Source organism: Brevundimonas sp. (assembly GCF_030656255.1).
Lineage (GTDB): Bacteria > Pseudomonadota > Alphaproteobacteria > Caulobacterales > Caulobacteraceae > Brevundimonas.
Map to the genome: position 1 here is coordinate 13,334 of NZ_JAUSOE010000059.1, position 13,503 is coordinate 26,836.

Annotated in this window: 16 protein-coding genes; 12 read left to right on the top strand and 4 right to left on the bottom strand. The window is 66.3% G+C overall.

Translation table 11 applies throughout. The features are described from left to right. The first annotated feature begins 41 nt into the window (after positions 1-41). Positions 42-926, top strand: a complete 885-nt coding sequence (gene dapA / locus Q7J26_RS06450; RefSeq protein WP_304935673.1) for a 4-hydroxy-tetrahydrodipicolinate synthase — start codon at positions 42-44, stop codon at positions 924-926. Beyond that, positions 926-1,399: an SsrA-binding protein SmpB gene (smpB, locus tag Q7J26_RS06455; protein ID WP_304935674.1), complete on the top strand. Its 474-nt coding sequence runs from the start codon at positions 926-928 to the stop codon at positions 1,397-1,399. The genes dapA and smpB overlap by 1 nt, the downstream gene beginning before the upstream one ends. Positions 1,400-1,418: 19 nt before the next feature. Here smpB and Q7J26_RS06460 read toward each other — a convergent pair whose 3' ends face one another. From Q7J26_RS06460 to Q7J26_RS06470, 3 genes are all read right to left on the bottom strand, one after another. Then, the gene (locus Q7J26_RS06460) at positions 1,419-1,613 is read right to left on the bottom strand and encodes a hypothetical protein (protein WP_304935675.1); all 195 of its coding nucleotides are present in this window, start codon (positions 1,611-1,613) and stop codon (positions 1,419-1,421) included. Positions 1,614-1,713: 100 nt separating this feature from the next. Further along, the gene (locus Q7J26_RS06465; protein WP_304935676.1) at positions 1,714-2,352 is read right to left on the bottom strand and encodes a uracil-DNA glycosylase; all 639 of its coding nucleotides are present in this window, start codon (positions 2,350-2,352) and stop codon (positions 1,714-1,716) included. After that, a complete protein-coding gene (locus Q7J26_RS06470; protein ID WP_304935677.1) occupies positions 2,349-2,891 on the bottom strand; it encodes an NYN domain-containing protein in 543 nt (180 codons plus the stop codon). The genes Q7J26_RS06465 and Q7J26_RS06470 overlap by 4 nt, the downstream gene beginning before the upstream one ends. Here Q7J26_RS06470 and folK point away from each other — a divergent pair. The 10 genes from folK to Q7J26_RS06520 all read left to right on the top strand — a co-directional run bounded on the left by folK (position 2,890) and on the right by Q7J26_RS06520 (position 11,912). Continuing rightward, positions 2,890-3,465 carry a 2-amino-4-hydroxy-6-hydroxymethyldihydropteridine diphosphokinase gene (gene folK, locus Q7J26_RS06475; protein ID WP_304935678.1) on the top strand — a complete coding sequence of 192 codons (576 nt, stop codon included), beginning with the start codon at positions 2,890-2,892 and terminating at the stop codon, positions 3,463-3,465. The two genes, Q7J26_RS06470 and folK, sit on opposite strands and share 2 nt — an antisense overlap. A gap of 84 nt (positions 3,466-3,549) precedes the next feature. After that, complete coding sequence (rpoZ, locus tag Q7J26_RS06480; RefSeq protein WP_008259724.1) at positions 3,550-3,909, top strand: DNA-directed RNA polymerase subunit omega; 360 nt, start codon at positions 3,550-3,552, stop codon at positions 3,907-3,909. A 221-nt stretch (positions 3,910-4,130) separates the two neighbouring features. Beyond that, on the top strand, positions 4,131-6,197 hold the full coding sequence (locus Q7J26_RS06485; RefSeq protein WP_183195238.1) for a bifunctional (p)ppGpp synthetase/guanosine-3',5'-bis(diphosphate) 3'-pyrophosphohydrolase: 2,067 nt from the start codon (positions 4,131-4,133) through the stop codon (positions 6,195-6,197). A gap of 38 nt (positions 6,198-6,235) precedes the next feature. Continuing rightward, positions 6,236-6,820, top strand: a complete 585-nt coding sequence (gene pyrE / locus Q7J26_RS06490) for an orotate phosphoribosyltransferase (protein ID WP_154726190.1) — start codon at positions 6,236-6,238, stop codon at positions 6,818-6,820. Between the two features lie 24 nt (positions 6,821-6,844). Next, the gene (locus Q7J26_RS06495) at positions 6,845-7,585 is read left to right on the top strand and encodes a pyridoxine 5'-phosphate synthase (RefSeq protein WP_008264343.1); all 741 of its coding nucleotides are present in this window, start codon (positions 6,845-6,847) and stop codon (positions 7,583-7,585) included. Then, positions 7,582-7,983: a holo-ACP synthase gene (acpS, locus tag Q7J26_RS06500; protein ID WP_304935679.1), complete on the top strand. Its 402-nt coding sequence runs from the start codon at positions 7,582-7,584 to the stop codon at positions 7,981-7,983. The genes Q7J26_RS06495 and acpS overlap by 4 nt, the downstream gene beginning before the upstream one ends. Before the next feature lie 58 nt (positions 7,984-8,041). Next, positions 8,042-9,007, top strand: coding sequence for a signal peptidase I (lepB, locus tag Q7J26_RS06505; protein ID WP_304935680.1), 966 nt, complete (start codon positions 8,042-8,044; stop codon positions 9,005-9,007). After that, positions 9,007-9,717 carry a ribonuclease III gene (gene rnc / locus Q7J26_RS06510; RefSeq protein WP_304935681.1) on the top strand — a complete coding sequence of 237 codons (711 nt, stop codon included), beginning with the start codon at positions 9,007-9,009 and terminating at the stop codon, positions 9,715-9,717. The genes lepB and rnc overlap by 1 nt, the downstream gene beginning before the upstream one ends. Further along, on the top strand, positions 9,714-10,661 hold the full coding sequence (gene era / locus Q7J26_RS06515) for a GTPase Era (protein ID WP_304935682.1): 948 nt from the start codon (positions 9,714-9,716) through the stop codon (positions 10,659-10,661). The genes rnc and era overlap by 4 nt, the downstream gene beginning before the upstream one ends. A 15-nt stretch (positions 10,662-10,676) precedes the next feature. Continuing rightward, positions 10,677-11,912 carry a serine hydrolase gene (locus tag Q7J26_RS06520; protein WP_304935683.1) on the top strand — a complete coding sequence of 412 codons (1,236 nt, stop codon included), beginning with the start codon at positions 10,677-10,679 and terminating at the stop codon, positions 11,910-11,912. Between the two features lie 7 nt (positions 11,913-11,919). On the opposite strand, the gene Q7J26_RS06525 is transcribed toward Q7J26_RS06520, so the two are convergent. Next, entirely contained in the window at positions 11,920-13,431 is a 1,512-nt protein-coding gene (locus Q7J26_RS06525; RefSeq protein WP_304935684.1) for an acetyl-CoA hydrolase/transferase family protein, read from the bottom strand. Between the last annotated feature and the right edge of the window lie 72 nt (positions 13,432-13,503).

The following is a 13,503-nucleotide window of genomic DNA, read 5'->3' on the forward strand; positions in this document are numbered from 1 at the left end:
CATTCGTCCATCGCCCCTCCCCACGCAGGCTAGCTAGTCCCATGACCGCCCCCTTGTTCAAGGGCGTGATCACCGCCCTGATCACACCACTTCATGACGGAAACGTGGACGAAGCCGCATTCGCCACGCTCATCGAAAGACAGATCGCCGCAGGCGTCAGCGGGCTCGTGCCTGTCGGGACGACAGGCGAGGGCGCCAGTATGGATCTGGACGAACACAAGCATGTGATCGACCTGTGCGTACGCCTGGTGGCGGGGCGCGTCAGCGTCATCGCCGGCACAGGCTCGCCCTACACCAAGGAAGCCATCGACCTGACCCGCCACGCCAAGACGGTGGGAGCGGACGGGGCGTTGATCGTCACCCCCTACTATATCCGCCCTTCTCAGGCGGGCATGGCGGCGCATTTCGAGGCCATCGCCGACGCCGTCCAGCTGCCGATTCTGCTGTACAACGTGCCGCCGCGGACAGGGGCCGATCTGGCCAATGAGACGGTGGCGCGACTGGCCGCGCATCCGAACATCGTCGGCATCAAGGACGCCACCGGAGACATGGGCCGCGTCAGCTGGATGCGCGCCAACATCGGCGGACAGTTCGACCTGATCTCGGGCGATGATTCGAGCTATCTGGGTTATCACGCCCATGGCGGGGTCGGATTGATCTCGGTGGCTTCCAATGTCGCGCCCGAGGCCATGGTCGCCCTGCACAATGCGCTGGCGGCCGGCGATTACGCCACCGCCCGCGATTGGCAGAATCGGCTGATCGGCTTGTGCAAGGCGCTGTTCCTCGACAATTCGCCGGCGCCGACCAAATACGCCCTGGCCCGGTTGGGCCTGTGCAGCGAGGAGGCGCGCCTGCCGCTGTCGCCGACCGCTGACGCAGTCAAGCCGTTGATCGACCGCGCCATGGCGGATGCGGGCGTCGTCTGATGGCGCCGCAGCCGCAGTCCAAATCGAAACTCATCGCTGAAAATCGCCGCGCACGGTTCGACTATTTCCTTGAGGACAATATCGAGGCGGGCATTCAGCTGCTCGGCACCGAGATCAAGGCGTTGCGCGACGGCCGGGCCAATATCGCCGAAAGCTATGCGGCGGTGGAGGGGCGCGAGATCGTCCTGATCAACGCCGACATCCCGCCGTACAAACAGGCCAACCGCTTCAATCACGAGCCGCGCCGGCCGCGCAAACTGCTGTTGCACAGGAAGCAGATCGACCGGTTGATCGGGGCGGTGCAGCGCGACGGTCAGACGATCATTCCGCTGAAGCTGTATCTGAACGATGCGGGCAAGGCGAAGCTGGAGATCGCCCTGGCCAAGGGCAAGAAGCTGCACGACAAGCGCGAGGCCTCGGCTGAGCGCGACTGGCAGCGCGACAAGGCCCGACTGATGCGCGACAAGGGCTGAAGCCGGACGCTGTTCGCTCTCAGCCCAGCGGCCTGGCGTCGGTGACGCCCGGCAGATCGGCGAACCCATAGCCGCCCGCGCCGCCGGTTCCTGTGGACGGGTGGAACAGACCGCCCGTAATCAGGGCGAGAGCCGTGACCACGACCACGAGGATCGCGGCCAGGATTCCGATCCTGCGTTCGCGTCGTGTGAATAGTCCGTCAGTGCGTCGCATGGTCCAGCCTCCTGCTGGTAGACGAACGCCAAATGTTCGCCTCTGTTCCGCCTCATTTCAACATGGCAGAGTCGTGCGACACGCGAGCAACAGTTGATGGTTAGCGGGCCATGATCTCGCGCGCCCGGTCAAACACCGCCTCGAACATGGCGGGGGTCAGCCGGCCCGTGTTCGTGTTCAATCGGGAGCAGTGATACGAGTTCAGGATGACGTATCCGCCGGCCTCGCCCTCGGCGCCGTGGCCGGCCGGCATAGCCGAGGCGGGACGGCCGAACGCCTTCAGGATGTTGCGGCGCGACACATCGCCCAGGGTCACGATGACCTTCAGGTTCGGCAGCAAGGCCAGGCGGTCGATCAGGAAAGGGCGGCAGGTGGTCTCTTCGATCGGCAGCGGCTTGTTGCCGGGCGGGGCGCAGCGGACGGCGTTGGTGATCATGCAGTCGACCAGGGTGAGGTCGTCGTCGCCGTTCGGGTCATATTGGCCCTTGGCGAAGCCGGCCTTTTTCAGGGTGTCGTACAACAGCCAGCCGGCGTGATCGCCGGTGAAGGGCCGCCCCGTGCGATTGGCGCCGGTGCGGCCGGGCGCGAGGCCTGCGACCAGCAGCCGGGCGTTCGGATCACCGAAAGAGGGGGCGGGGCCGTTCCACCAGTCGGGGTTCTGGCGCGCGTTCTCCTGGCGATACTCGACCAGACGCGGGCAAAGGGGACAGTCGCGGGGGGGCTCGGGCGTCAGGCTCATTGACCGGCGCCCGTCTTGGGACGGCCGAACTCGGCCGCCAGGTCGTTCAGATCCAGGAAGGCGTCGGCCTGGCGGCGCAGCTCGTCGGCGATATGCGGCGGTTGGGTCTTCTGGGTCGAGACCACGGTGACGCGTACGCCCCGGGCCTGGACCGCCTGGACCAGCCGGCGGAAGTCGCCGTCGCCCGAGAACAGCACGACATGATCGAGGTGCGGGGCCAGCTCCAGCATGTCCACCGCGATCTCGATATCCATATTCCCCTTGATGCGGCTGTGGCCTTGGCCGTCCGTGAACCGCTTCACCGGCTTGGTCACGACCGAAAAACCGTTGTAGTCCAGCCAGTCGACCAGGGGCTTTACCGGCGAGAACTCTTCGCCCTCGACCACCGCCGTGTAATAATAGGCGCGTGTCAGGACGGATTTCTCGCGGAACCAGTCCAGCATCCGCTTGAAGTCCATATCGTGCTGCAAGGCGCGGGCGGCGGAATACAGGTTCGAGCCGTCGATGAAGATCGCCAAGCGGTCGGTGGAATGAAACATGGTCGAGGCCGTCAAAAGGAATGAAGAAAATGGCACCCGGCCGGACGCTGCGGTCGATGTGGGAATCGACGGCGCCCCCGATCTGGACGCCGCAGTCATCGTGGCGCTGGGCTGTAATGACAAGGGGGTCTGGGCCTCCTGCCACGAGGCGCTGGAAGCCGCCCTGGCGCGTTTTCGCAGCGAGGGCATCGATGTGGTGGCGCGGTCGTCCTGGTGGTCGTCCATGGCCTGGCCCGATCCGCAGGACCCGCCGTTCCTGAACGGGGTGGTCATCGTCGCCACGCGCCATGACCCCCACGACCTGATGGCGGCCCTGGGGCGGATCGAGGATGTCTTCGGCCGTCAGCGGTCGGTCCGCAACGCCCCGCGCACGCTGGATCTGGACCTGATCGCCTATGGGCGGCTAAGCGGCGATCTGGACGGACTGATCCTGCCGCACCCCCGCGCGGCCGAGCGCCGCTTCGTTATGGGGCCGATTGCGGAGATCGCGCCGGACTGGGTCCATCCCCACAGCGGGCTGGCCCAGGCCCTGGCGGCTTCGGCGACGGTGGGGCGTGACGCCCATCCGGTCTGAGGCCGCACTTTCGCCGCTCTGGCGTTGCAAAAGTCAGTCCCTATCTGTATTTCACGCGGTTCTCCCCCGCGTTCGAGGAATTTCATGGCCCGCGTCACCGTCGAAGACTGCATCGAAAAGGTACCGAACCGCTTTGGTCTGGTGCTGATGGCCGGCCACCGCGCCCGCAGCATCGCCAATGGCGCCGCCCTGACGATCGACCGCGACAACGACAAGAACCCGGTCGTGGCCCTGCGCGAAATCGCCGACGACACCGTCGTGCCGGACGAACTGCGCGAGACCATCATCACCACGCTGCAACGCGTCGATGAGCGCACCGAAGCCGAGGACGAAGCCGAAACGGTCGCCCTGCTGGCCGAACCGCAACACATGAACATGGCCGAGGCCGAGCTGATCCGCGCGCTGCAAAGCGACCGCGACGGCGGTCAGGAGGAGCGGTACTGACGCCCGAGGGAGCCCCTGGCGTCACTATCCTGCCGGCGCGGACCGAGACGGTTCCGCCGGCGCCCCAAACTGCAAACAAAAACGACCCTGTTTCGACTGCAGAACCGGCGCCCGCCATCAAGCGTGCGCCGGTTCTTCGTCAGTTCGAGCTGATCGAGGCCGTCAAGGCCTATGACCCGACCGCCGACGAAGCGCTGCTGAACCGCGCCTATGTCTATGCGATGAAGATGCACGGCTCGCAGATGCGGGCCTCGGGCGATCCCTATTTCGCCCACCCGATCCAGGTCGCGGGCATACTGACCGACTACAAGCTCGACACCGCCACCATCGTCACGGCCCTGCTGCACGACGTGGTCGAGGACACCTCGGCGACGCGCGACGACATCGCCCAGATGTTCGGCGAAGAGGTCGCAGTCTTGGTCGAAGGCGTGACCAAGCTGAGCCGGCTGGAGCTTCAGGCTGAACACACCCGCCAGGCCGAGAACCTGCGCAAATTCATTCTGGCCATCAGCCGGGACGTGCGGGTGCTGCTGGTCAAGCTGGCCGACCGGCTGCACAACATGCGCACCCTCCAGTACGTCAAGCCGGAGAAGCGCGAGCGGATCAGCCGCGAGACCCTGGAAGTCTATGCCCCGCTGGGACGGTCGATCGGCATCCACTCGATCGCGTCCGAGTTGGAAGAACTGGCCTTCACCCATCTGAATCCGACCGCCAAGACCGCCATCGAGCGGCGGCTGGAGGCGTTGAAGCTTGAACACGGTCGCGCCATCGAAGGCGTGTCCGGCGAGGTCGAGCGGGTGTTGTCCGAAGCGGGCGTGGGCGCCCATGTGTTCGGGCGGCAAAAGACGCCCTATTCGATCTGGCGCAAGCTGCAGCGCAAGTCGGTCGGTTTCTCGTCCCTGTCCGACATCTATGGTTTCCGGGTCATCGTCGAGGCGGAAGACGACTGCTACCGCGCCCTGGGCGTCATCCACCGCGAATGGCCGATGGTGCCGGAGCGGTTCAAGGATTTCATCTCGACGCCCAAGTCGAACAACTATCGCTCGCTTCACACCACTGTGGTCGGGCCGCGCGGCCTCCGGATCGAGATGCAGATCCGCACCGAGGCGATGGACCGCGTGGCGGAAGACGGGGTGGCGGCCCACTGGCGCTACAAGAACAAGTCCTATGGCTTCGACCATGAAGCCATGGCCAAGGGCGGCGGACGCGATCCGCTGCAGAACCTGCGCCATCTGGTGCAGGTGATCGAACACGGCGAAGGCGGCGAAGACTGGGTCGAGCACGCCAAGCTCGAAATGTACCTGGATCAGGTGTTCGTCTTCACGCCCAAGGGGCGGCTGGTGACCCTGCCGCGCGGCGGCATGCCGCTGGACTTCGCCTACGCCGTCCACACTGAGGTCGGGGACACGGCCGTGGGGGTGAAGGTCAACGGCGAACTGAAGCCGATGCGGACGCCGCTTCAGAACGGCGACGTCATCGAGATCATCCGGGGGGCGAAACGGGAAGTGCCCGCCGACTGGCGCAGCCTGACCGTCACCGGCCGGGCCCGCTCGGCCATCCGTCGGCACATTCGGACCTCGGAACGCGAGGAGTTCGTGAAATTGGGCCGGGTGGCGCTGCAGCAGACCCTGGCGCGGATCGACAAGACCCTGGCCGAGGTGTCGTTGAAACCGATCCTGGAGACCCTGGCGGTCGCCGGCGATGATGATGTGTTCGAAAGCCTGGGCCGCGGCCGTCTGTCGCCGACGGCGGTGGCGGAAACCCTATTCCCGGCCTTGAAGGGGCGGCTGAAGGCCGGACCCGAGAAACAGCGGATCGAAAGCGACACCGCCCGTCTGTTCGTGCGCGGCGGGGGGCTGACGCCGGGCGTCAGCGTCCATTTCGGTCAGTGCTGCACCCCGGTGCCGGGCGATCGGATTGTCGGCATTCTGGAGCCCGAGATCGGCCTGACGGTCCATACGATCGACTGCCAGTCCCTGGCGGCCTTCGCCGATGACGACTCGGTCTGGCACGACCTGCAATGGACGCCCCAGGCCGAGACCGACGCCGTGGCGGCGGTTCGACTGAATGCGACCATTCGCAACGCGCCGGGCGTGCTGGGCCAGGTGACGACCCTGATCGGCGAGGCGGGCGGCAATATCATCAATCTGTCGATGGCCTACCGCCAGCAGGACTTCTTCGATGTGACCATCGACGTCGAGGTCGAAGACGCCAAACATGCGACCATGCTCATGGCGGCGCTGCGGGCCAATCCGTCCGTCGATAACGTGGATCGCGGTCGAGGCTGAGCCTTTGACTCGAGGGGCCGAGGCGCTAAGACCGCGCCATGAACACCCAAGACGTCCTCAACGAATTCCGTGACGCCGGCGCCCTGCGCGAAGGCCATTTCGTCCTGTCGTCCGGCCTGCACAGCCCGGTCTTCCTGCAGAAGAACCTGGTCTTCATGCAGACGGACCGCTGCGAGCGGCTGTGCAAGGCGCTGGCGGACAAGATCGTCGCGACCGTGGGGCCGGTGGACGTCGCCATTTCGCCGGCTGTGGGCGGGATTATTCCGGGATATGAGACCGCGCGTCACCTGGGCGTGCCGTCGATGTATGTCGAACGGGAAGGCGGGCAGTTCAAGCTGCGGCGCGGCTTCTCGGTCGAGCCGGGGCAGAAGGTGGTGATGGTCGAGGACATCGTCACCACGGGCCTGTCGTCGCGCGAATGCATCGCCGCCATCCAGGCTGCTGGAGGCGAAGTGGTTGCGGCCGCCTGTATCGTCGATCGTTCGGGGGGCAAGGCGGACGTCGGCGTGCCGCTGATCGCCCTGGCGTCTCTGGAAGTGCCGGCCTATCCGGCCGACGCCCTGCCGCCGGAACTGGCGGCCTTGCCGATCGAAGATCCGGGCAGCCGCAGACTTTCGAAATGATGTTCGGTTTGGCGAGGAGCTGAGATGCGCGAACGGGTCAGGCTGGGCGTCAACATCGACCATGTCGCCACTGTGCGCAACGCGCGGGGCGGGACGCATCCCGATCCGGCCCGTGCCGCCGAGGCGGCCCTGGCCGCCGGCGCCGACGGAATCACCGCCCATCTGCGCGAAGATCGTCGCCACATCACCGACGCCGACATCGACGTGCTCAGCGCCCTGTGCGCCCGGGCCGGCAAGCCGCTGAACTTCGAGATGGCGGTGACGGAGGAGATGCTGGCGATCGCCCTGCGCCATCGACCCCACGCCGCCTGTCTGGTGCCCGAACGGCGTGAGGAGGTCACGACCGAGGGCGGTCTGGCCGTGGCGGGGCACGAGGCGCGGATCGCGCCGGTGGCCCAGGCCCTGGCCGAGGCGGGCATCCGGGTGTCCCTGTTCATCGAACCGTCCGAAGACCAGGTCGAGGCCGCCGCCGCCGTCGGCGCTCAGGTGGTCGAGTTCCACACGGGTCGCTATTGCCTGCTGACCGATCCCGGCGAGCGGGAGGTCGAGTTCGAACGGATCGCCGCCGCCGCCGCCCAGGCCGATATCCTGGGGCTTGAGGTTCATGCCGGCCATGGGCTGGATTACGACACGGCGCCGCGCATGCTGGCGATCCCCGAAGTGCGTGAGCTGAACATCGGCCATTTCCTGATCGGCGAGTCCATCTTCGTCGGCCTGGATTCCGCGATCCGACGTATGCGGGCGGCGATGGACGCTGCCCTGTGATCATCGGCGTCGGCGCGGACCTGTCGGATATTCGCCGCATCCAGGCCTCGCTGGATCGGTTCGGCGAGCGGTTCAAGCAGCGCTGTTTCACCGAAATCGAGCGGACGCGGTCGGATCGCAAGCCTGACGCCGCCTGGAGCTACGCCAAGCGGTTCGCCGCCAAGGAGGCCTGCGCCAAGGCCCTGGGCACCGGGATGCGGGCCGATGTCTATTGGCGCGACATGGGGGTGGTGAACCTGCGCTCGGGCCAGCCGACCCTGGCCCTGACGGGACATGCCGCCGACCATCTGGCGCGGCTGACCCCGGCTGGTCATGAGGCGAAAATCCACCTGACCCTCAGCGATGAACACCCCTATGCACTCGCCTTCGTGGTGATCGAAGCCTTGCCGGTGTCGTAATCGCGATATACCCGTCACGAGACGACCGCGCAGACGCGGCAAGGGGATGCCTGATCGCATGAGCGAAGACCAGAAGCCGCACGACGCCGATGCGGCCAAGACCAACGCGACCGACGCCACGCCGGAGGAAGTCTTCGCCGCGTCCGAGGCCGACGCGCCTGTGGAGGCGGTGAAGGATCCCGCCGCCGAAAAGCGCCCGGTCTGGAGCGACAAGGGGGATGCGCCGTTCGAGGACGAGCCGACGACTCCGGTCTATGCGCGCAAGCCGGCCAAGAAGGCCAAGGCCGAACAGAGCGCCGGCGACGAGACGATGGAGATCGTCAAGACGATCTTCTTCGCTCTGCTCATCGCCATGGTGCTGCGGATTTTCCTGTTCCAGCCCTTCACCATACCGTCGGCTTCGATGGAGCCGAACCTGTACGAAGGCGACTATATCGTCGTGTCGAAATGGTCCTACGGCTATTCGAAACACTCGATCCCGTTCAGCCCGCCGCTGTTTGACGGACGCATCATGGGGTCCGCGCCCAAGCGCGGCGATATCGTGGTGTTCAAGCTGCCGCGCGACGACAAGACCGACTTCATCAAGCGGGTGATCGGCCTTCCGGGCGACCGCATCCAGATGATCGCCAACAAGCTGTATATCAACGACAAGCCGGTTCAGGATGTCGTCGTCAGCCAAGGTGAAATCGACGACATCTTCGGCGCGCACCCGGTCGCCGAGGTCCGCGAGACCTTGCCGGAAGGCAAGAGCTTCATGACCCAGGACTTCGGCCCCGGCAACGACCTGGACGACACCCCGGTCTATGAGGTGCCGGTCGGCCATTACTTCATGATGGGCGACAATCGCGACAACTCGATCGACAGCCGGGTCGAACAGTCCAGCGGCGTGGGCATGGTCCCGGCCGAGAACCTGGTCGGCAAGGCGGAGATCATCCTTTTCTCGTGGAAGCCCGGATCGTCGCTGTGGAACCCTGTGAGCTGGTTCAACGTGCGGCTCGACCGGTTCTTCAACGTCCTGCACTGATGGCCAATTTACGGGCCGAGGCTGTCACGGCGCTGCAGACGCGCATTGGCCATCCCTTCAAGGATACGGCGCTTTTAGAGCGCGCCCTGACCCACGCCAGCGTGGGCGAGGGCGCGCCGGTCGGCGTGCACGGGCCGCGTGACAACGAGCGGCTGGAGTTCCTGGGCGACCGGGTGCTGGGTCTGCTGGTGGCCGAGAAGCTGTCGCGGGACTATCCCACCGCAAACGAGGGCGAACTGTCGTCCAGCCTGCACGCCCTGGTCGACAAGACCGCCTGCGCGCGGGTGGGCGAGGCCCTGGGCGTCGGCGCTGCGCTGCGTCTGTCTCCAGGCGAAACCAAGACCGGCGGGCGCCGCAAGGTCGGGGTCATCGCCGACGCGGTCGAGGCCATCCTGGCGGCCGTCTATCTGGACGGCGGGCTGGAGGCGGCGCGGACCTTCTTTGACAAGGCCTGGGCGGAGGAGTTTTCGGCCTCGCCGTCGCGGACCGTGACCAACCCCAAGTCGGCGCTGCAGGAGTGGGCCCAGGCCAAGGGCCGTCCACTGCCGACCTATCGTGTCGCGGATCGGACGGGTTCGGATCATGCCCCGACTTTCACGGTCGAGGTGTCGGTCGATGGCGTGGAGCCCTTGACCGCACAGGGGCGTTCGCGTCAGGAGGCGGAGAAGGCGGCCGCAACGGCCCTTTTGAAACGTGAAGGCGTGATTTGACCGATATCGAAAACCAGCGGGCGGGCTTCGCCGCCATCATTGGCGCGCCGAACGCCGGCAAGTCCACGCTGGTGAACCGGCTGACCGGGTCCAAGGTCTCCATCGTCACCCAGAAGGTGCAGACGACGCGCTTCCCCGTGCGCGGCATCGCCATGGAAGGCGACGCCCAGATCGTGCTGGTGGACACCCCCGGCATCTTCACCCCTCGCCGTCGCCTGGACCGGGCCATGGTCGCCTCGGCCTGGGGCGGGGCACAGGACGCGGACATCGTCGTCCATCTGATCGACGCCCAGTCGCACATCAACTCGGAAGGCCGTGAAGGCACGGCGGCGGATCGCCGCTCGGCCGAGGATACCGAGACCATCATCGCCAATCTGCAGTCGACCGGAACCAAGGTGGTTCTGGCGCTGAACAAGATCGACGGCATGCGCCGCGACACCCTGCTGGCCCTGTCGCAGAAACTGTTCGAGAGCGGCGTCTATGAGGAGGTCTATATGATCTCCGCCGCCAATGGCGACGGGGTCGAGGACCTGAAACAGCGGTTGGCGCGGTCGATGCCCCAGGGGCACTGGCTCTATCCCGAGGATCAGGCAGCGGACGTGCCCGTGCGGGTGCTGGCGGCCGAGATCACGCGCGAGAAGGTCTATCTGCGCGTCCACGAGGAACTGCCCTATTCGGCGGCGGTGGAGACCACCAGTTTCGAGGACCGCGCCGACGGCTCGGCCCGGATCGAACAGACCATCTATGTCGAGCGCGAGAGCCAGCGGCCCATCGTCCTGGGCAAGGGCGGCCAGACCCTGAAATGGATCGGCCAGAAGTCGCGCGAGGAGCTGAACGAGATCCTCGGCCGACAGGTCCACCTGTTCCTGACCGTCAAGGTCGATCCCAAATGGCAGGATTCGCGGGCCCTCTATGCCCAGTTCGGTCTCGATTTCGACGTCTGAGTTCCCGTGTTTGAAGTGCCGCGTACCCCTGGGGGCCATCCCCGGCTCGTTCTGGGCGTCCTTGGGGCGCTGATCCTCGGCGGGGCGGTCTGGGCCGGCTTTTCCACGGCCGTGAAACCGACCAGCGACGCGGTTCTGGCCTCCATACGTCCCGACACGCCGCCGCGTCCGCCCCTGGTGGTGGTCGAGGACTTGCCGCAACTGGCCGCGCGGCTCGACCGAGAGGCGGCCGCCGGCCGGTTCATGGGGGCGGTGCTGGTGGCCAAGGGCGATCAGGTGCTGTTCCGCCAGGTCTATGGCGAGGCGAACTATGAGCAGGACCGCCCGCTGAAGCTGGACTCGCGCTTCCGGCTGGCCTCGATTTCGAAACAGTTCACCGCCACGGCGATCCTGCGACTGCAGGATGAAGGGAAGCTGAGCGTCTCGGATCCGGTCTGCAAATGGATTCAGCCCTGTCCGAAGGCCTGGGAGCCGGTGCGGATCAGCCACCTGTTGTCGCACACTTCGGGCATTCCGGACCTGATGGCGCGGCCGGGTTGGGGCATGCGGCGCACGACGCCGGCGACCCTGAACGAGCTGACCGAGGATTCGAAACAGTTCGGCCTGCAATTCTCGCCGGGGACCAAGGTTCGTTACGATAACGCGGGCTTCAATCTGGCGGCCGCCATTGTCGAGACCGCCAGCGGCCGGCCCTATGAGGCCTATATGCACGAGACCTTCTTCGGCCCTCTGGGGATGAAGGATAGCGGACTGGACCTGGACGGCGGCGACCATGGGGTGATCATGGGCTACGCCAACTTCCCGGCCGGACTGGCGGCCCAGCCGAACGCCAACACCTCCATCGTCGCAGGCGCAGGCGCGGTCTATTCGACGCTGGACGATCTGCTGGTGTGGCAGAGGGCGCTGCACCGGGGGGCGCTGCTGAAGCCGTTCAGCTATCAGCAGATGCTGGCCGACCACGCCCCGGCCGACACGCCCAAGGAGCGCGGCCATCCGCGCCGCGACTGGGGATACGGAGTATTCTCCAATCGGCTGGGCGATCAGGTCCGGCCCAGCTTCCAGGATCGCCAAATCTATCATACCGGCAGCTGGGGCGGGTTCCGCAACCTGATGCTGTATCAGCCCGAGGCCGATGTGACGGTGATCGTGCTGTCGAACAACTATCACCTCCGCGACCAGGTCTTCCTGATCAGCCAGCAGGCCATGGCCGAGGCCCTGGGCCGGGACTTCCCCACGACCCTGGCCCGCTGATCGCCCGTCAGGTCGGCAGCATCGACCCCGTTTCGATGTAGCGCTGGTGCCAGGACAGGGCTTCGTTCAGCAGATGCGGCGACTGAAGGCCGTAGGAGCCCTTCAGCGCACGGTCGTAATAGTCGTTCAGCGCATCGCGGTATTTGGGATGGGCGCAGTGGGCGATGATCAGCTTGGCGCGCTGTTTCGGCGACAGGCCGCGCAGGTCCGCCAGGCCCTGTTCGGTGACGATGACCTGAACGTCCTGGGTGATGTGGTCGACGTGGCTGGCCATGGGCACGATGGCCGAGATGGCGCCCCCCTTGGCCGTCGAAGGCGTGACGAAACAGGAGATGAAGGCGTTGCGCGAGAAGTCGCCCGAGCCGCCGATTCCGTTCTGAATGCGCGACCCCATGACCTGGGTCGAGTTGACGTTGCCGTAGATGTCGGCCTCGATCAGGCCGTTCATGGCGATACAGCCCAGGCGGCGGATCAGCTCGGGATGGTTCGAGATCTCCTGCGGGCGCAGGATGATCTTGCCGCGGAACTGCTCCATCCGACTGTTCATATCCGCAGCGGCTTCGGGGCTGAGGGAGAAGGCGGTGGCCGATGCGACGGTCAGCTTGCCGGCGTCCAGCAGGTCCAGCATCCCGTCCTGGATCACCTCCGTATAGGCGGCCATCCGCTCGAACGGGCTGTCCATCAGGCCCGCCAGTACGGCGTTGGCGACATTGCCGACGCCTGATTGCAACGGCAACAAAGCGGACGGCAGGCGGCCGACCCGGACCTCGTGCTTCAGGAACTCGATCAGGTGGCCGGCGATGGCGCGGGCGGTGGCGTCCGGCGCGGCGAAGGGCAGGTTGCGGTCCGGAGCCTCGGTCTCGACGATGGCGACGATCTTGGCCGGATCACAGCGGAGGGTCGGCTGGCCGATCAACTGGTCGGGACGGGTCAGGGGGATGGGCACACGGTCGGGCGGCAGGGCGGTGCCGTAATAGATGTCGTGCATCCCCTCCAGCGCCGGATTCTGCCAGGCGTTGACCTCCAGGATCACCCGCTCGGCCCTGTCCAGCCAGGTCTTGTTGTTGCCAATGGACGAGGACGGCACCAGGCTGCCGTCGGCGTTGATGGCCGAGACCTCGACTACGGCGGTGTCCAGCGGGCCCAGCACGCCCTGCCAGACCATGGGCGCCAGCTGGCTGAGGTGCATGTCCAGATAGTCCATCTGGCCCGAGTTGATCTTCTCACGCGCGATGGGGTCGGAGTTGTAGGGCAGGCGGCGTTCTATGCCGTCGGCCTTGGCCAGGGCGCCGTCCAGTTCCGGCCCGGTCGAGGCGCCGGTCCAGAGGTTCAGGCGGAAGGCGTCGCCGGCGGCGTGGGCGGCCTCGATCCGCGTCGCCAGAGCCGGCGGCACGGCCTTCGGGTAGCCCGAGCCGGTGAAGCCGCTCATGCCCACGGTCGAGCCGGCGGGAATCAGAGCGGCCGCGTCCTGGGCGGACATCAGTTTGGAGCGCAGGGATTGGCTGCGAATACGCGACATGGGGCTCTTCAAGGTTACGGCCGGGGAGGGCCTGGCAGGTCGGGGCTGGGCTTGGGCGTCGCGGTCTCGACG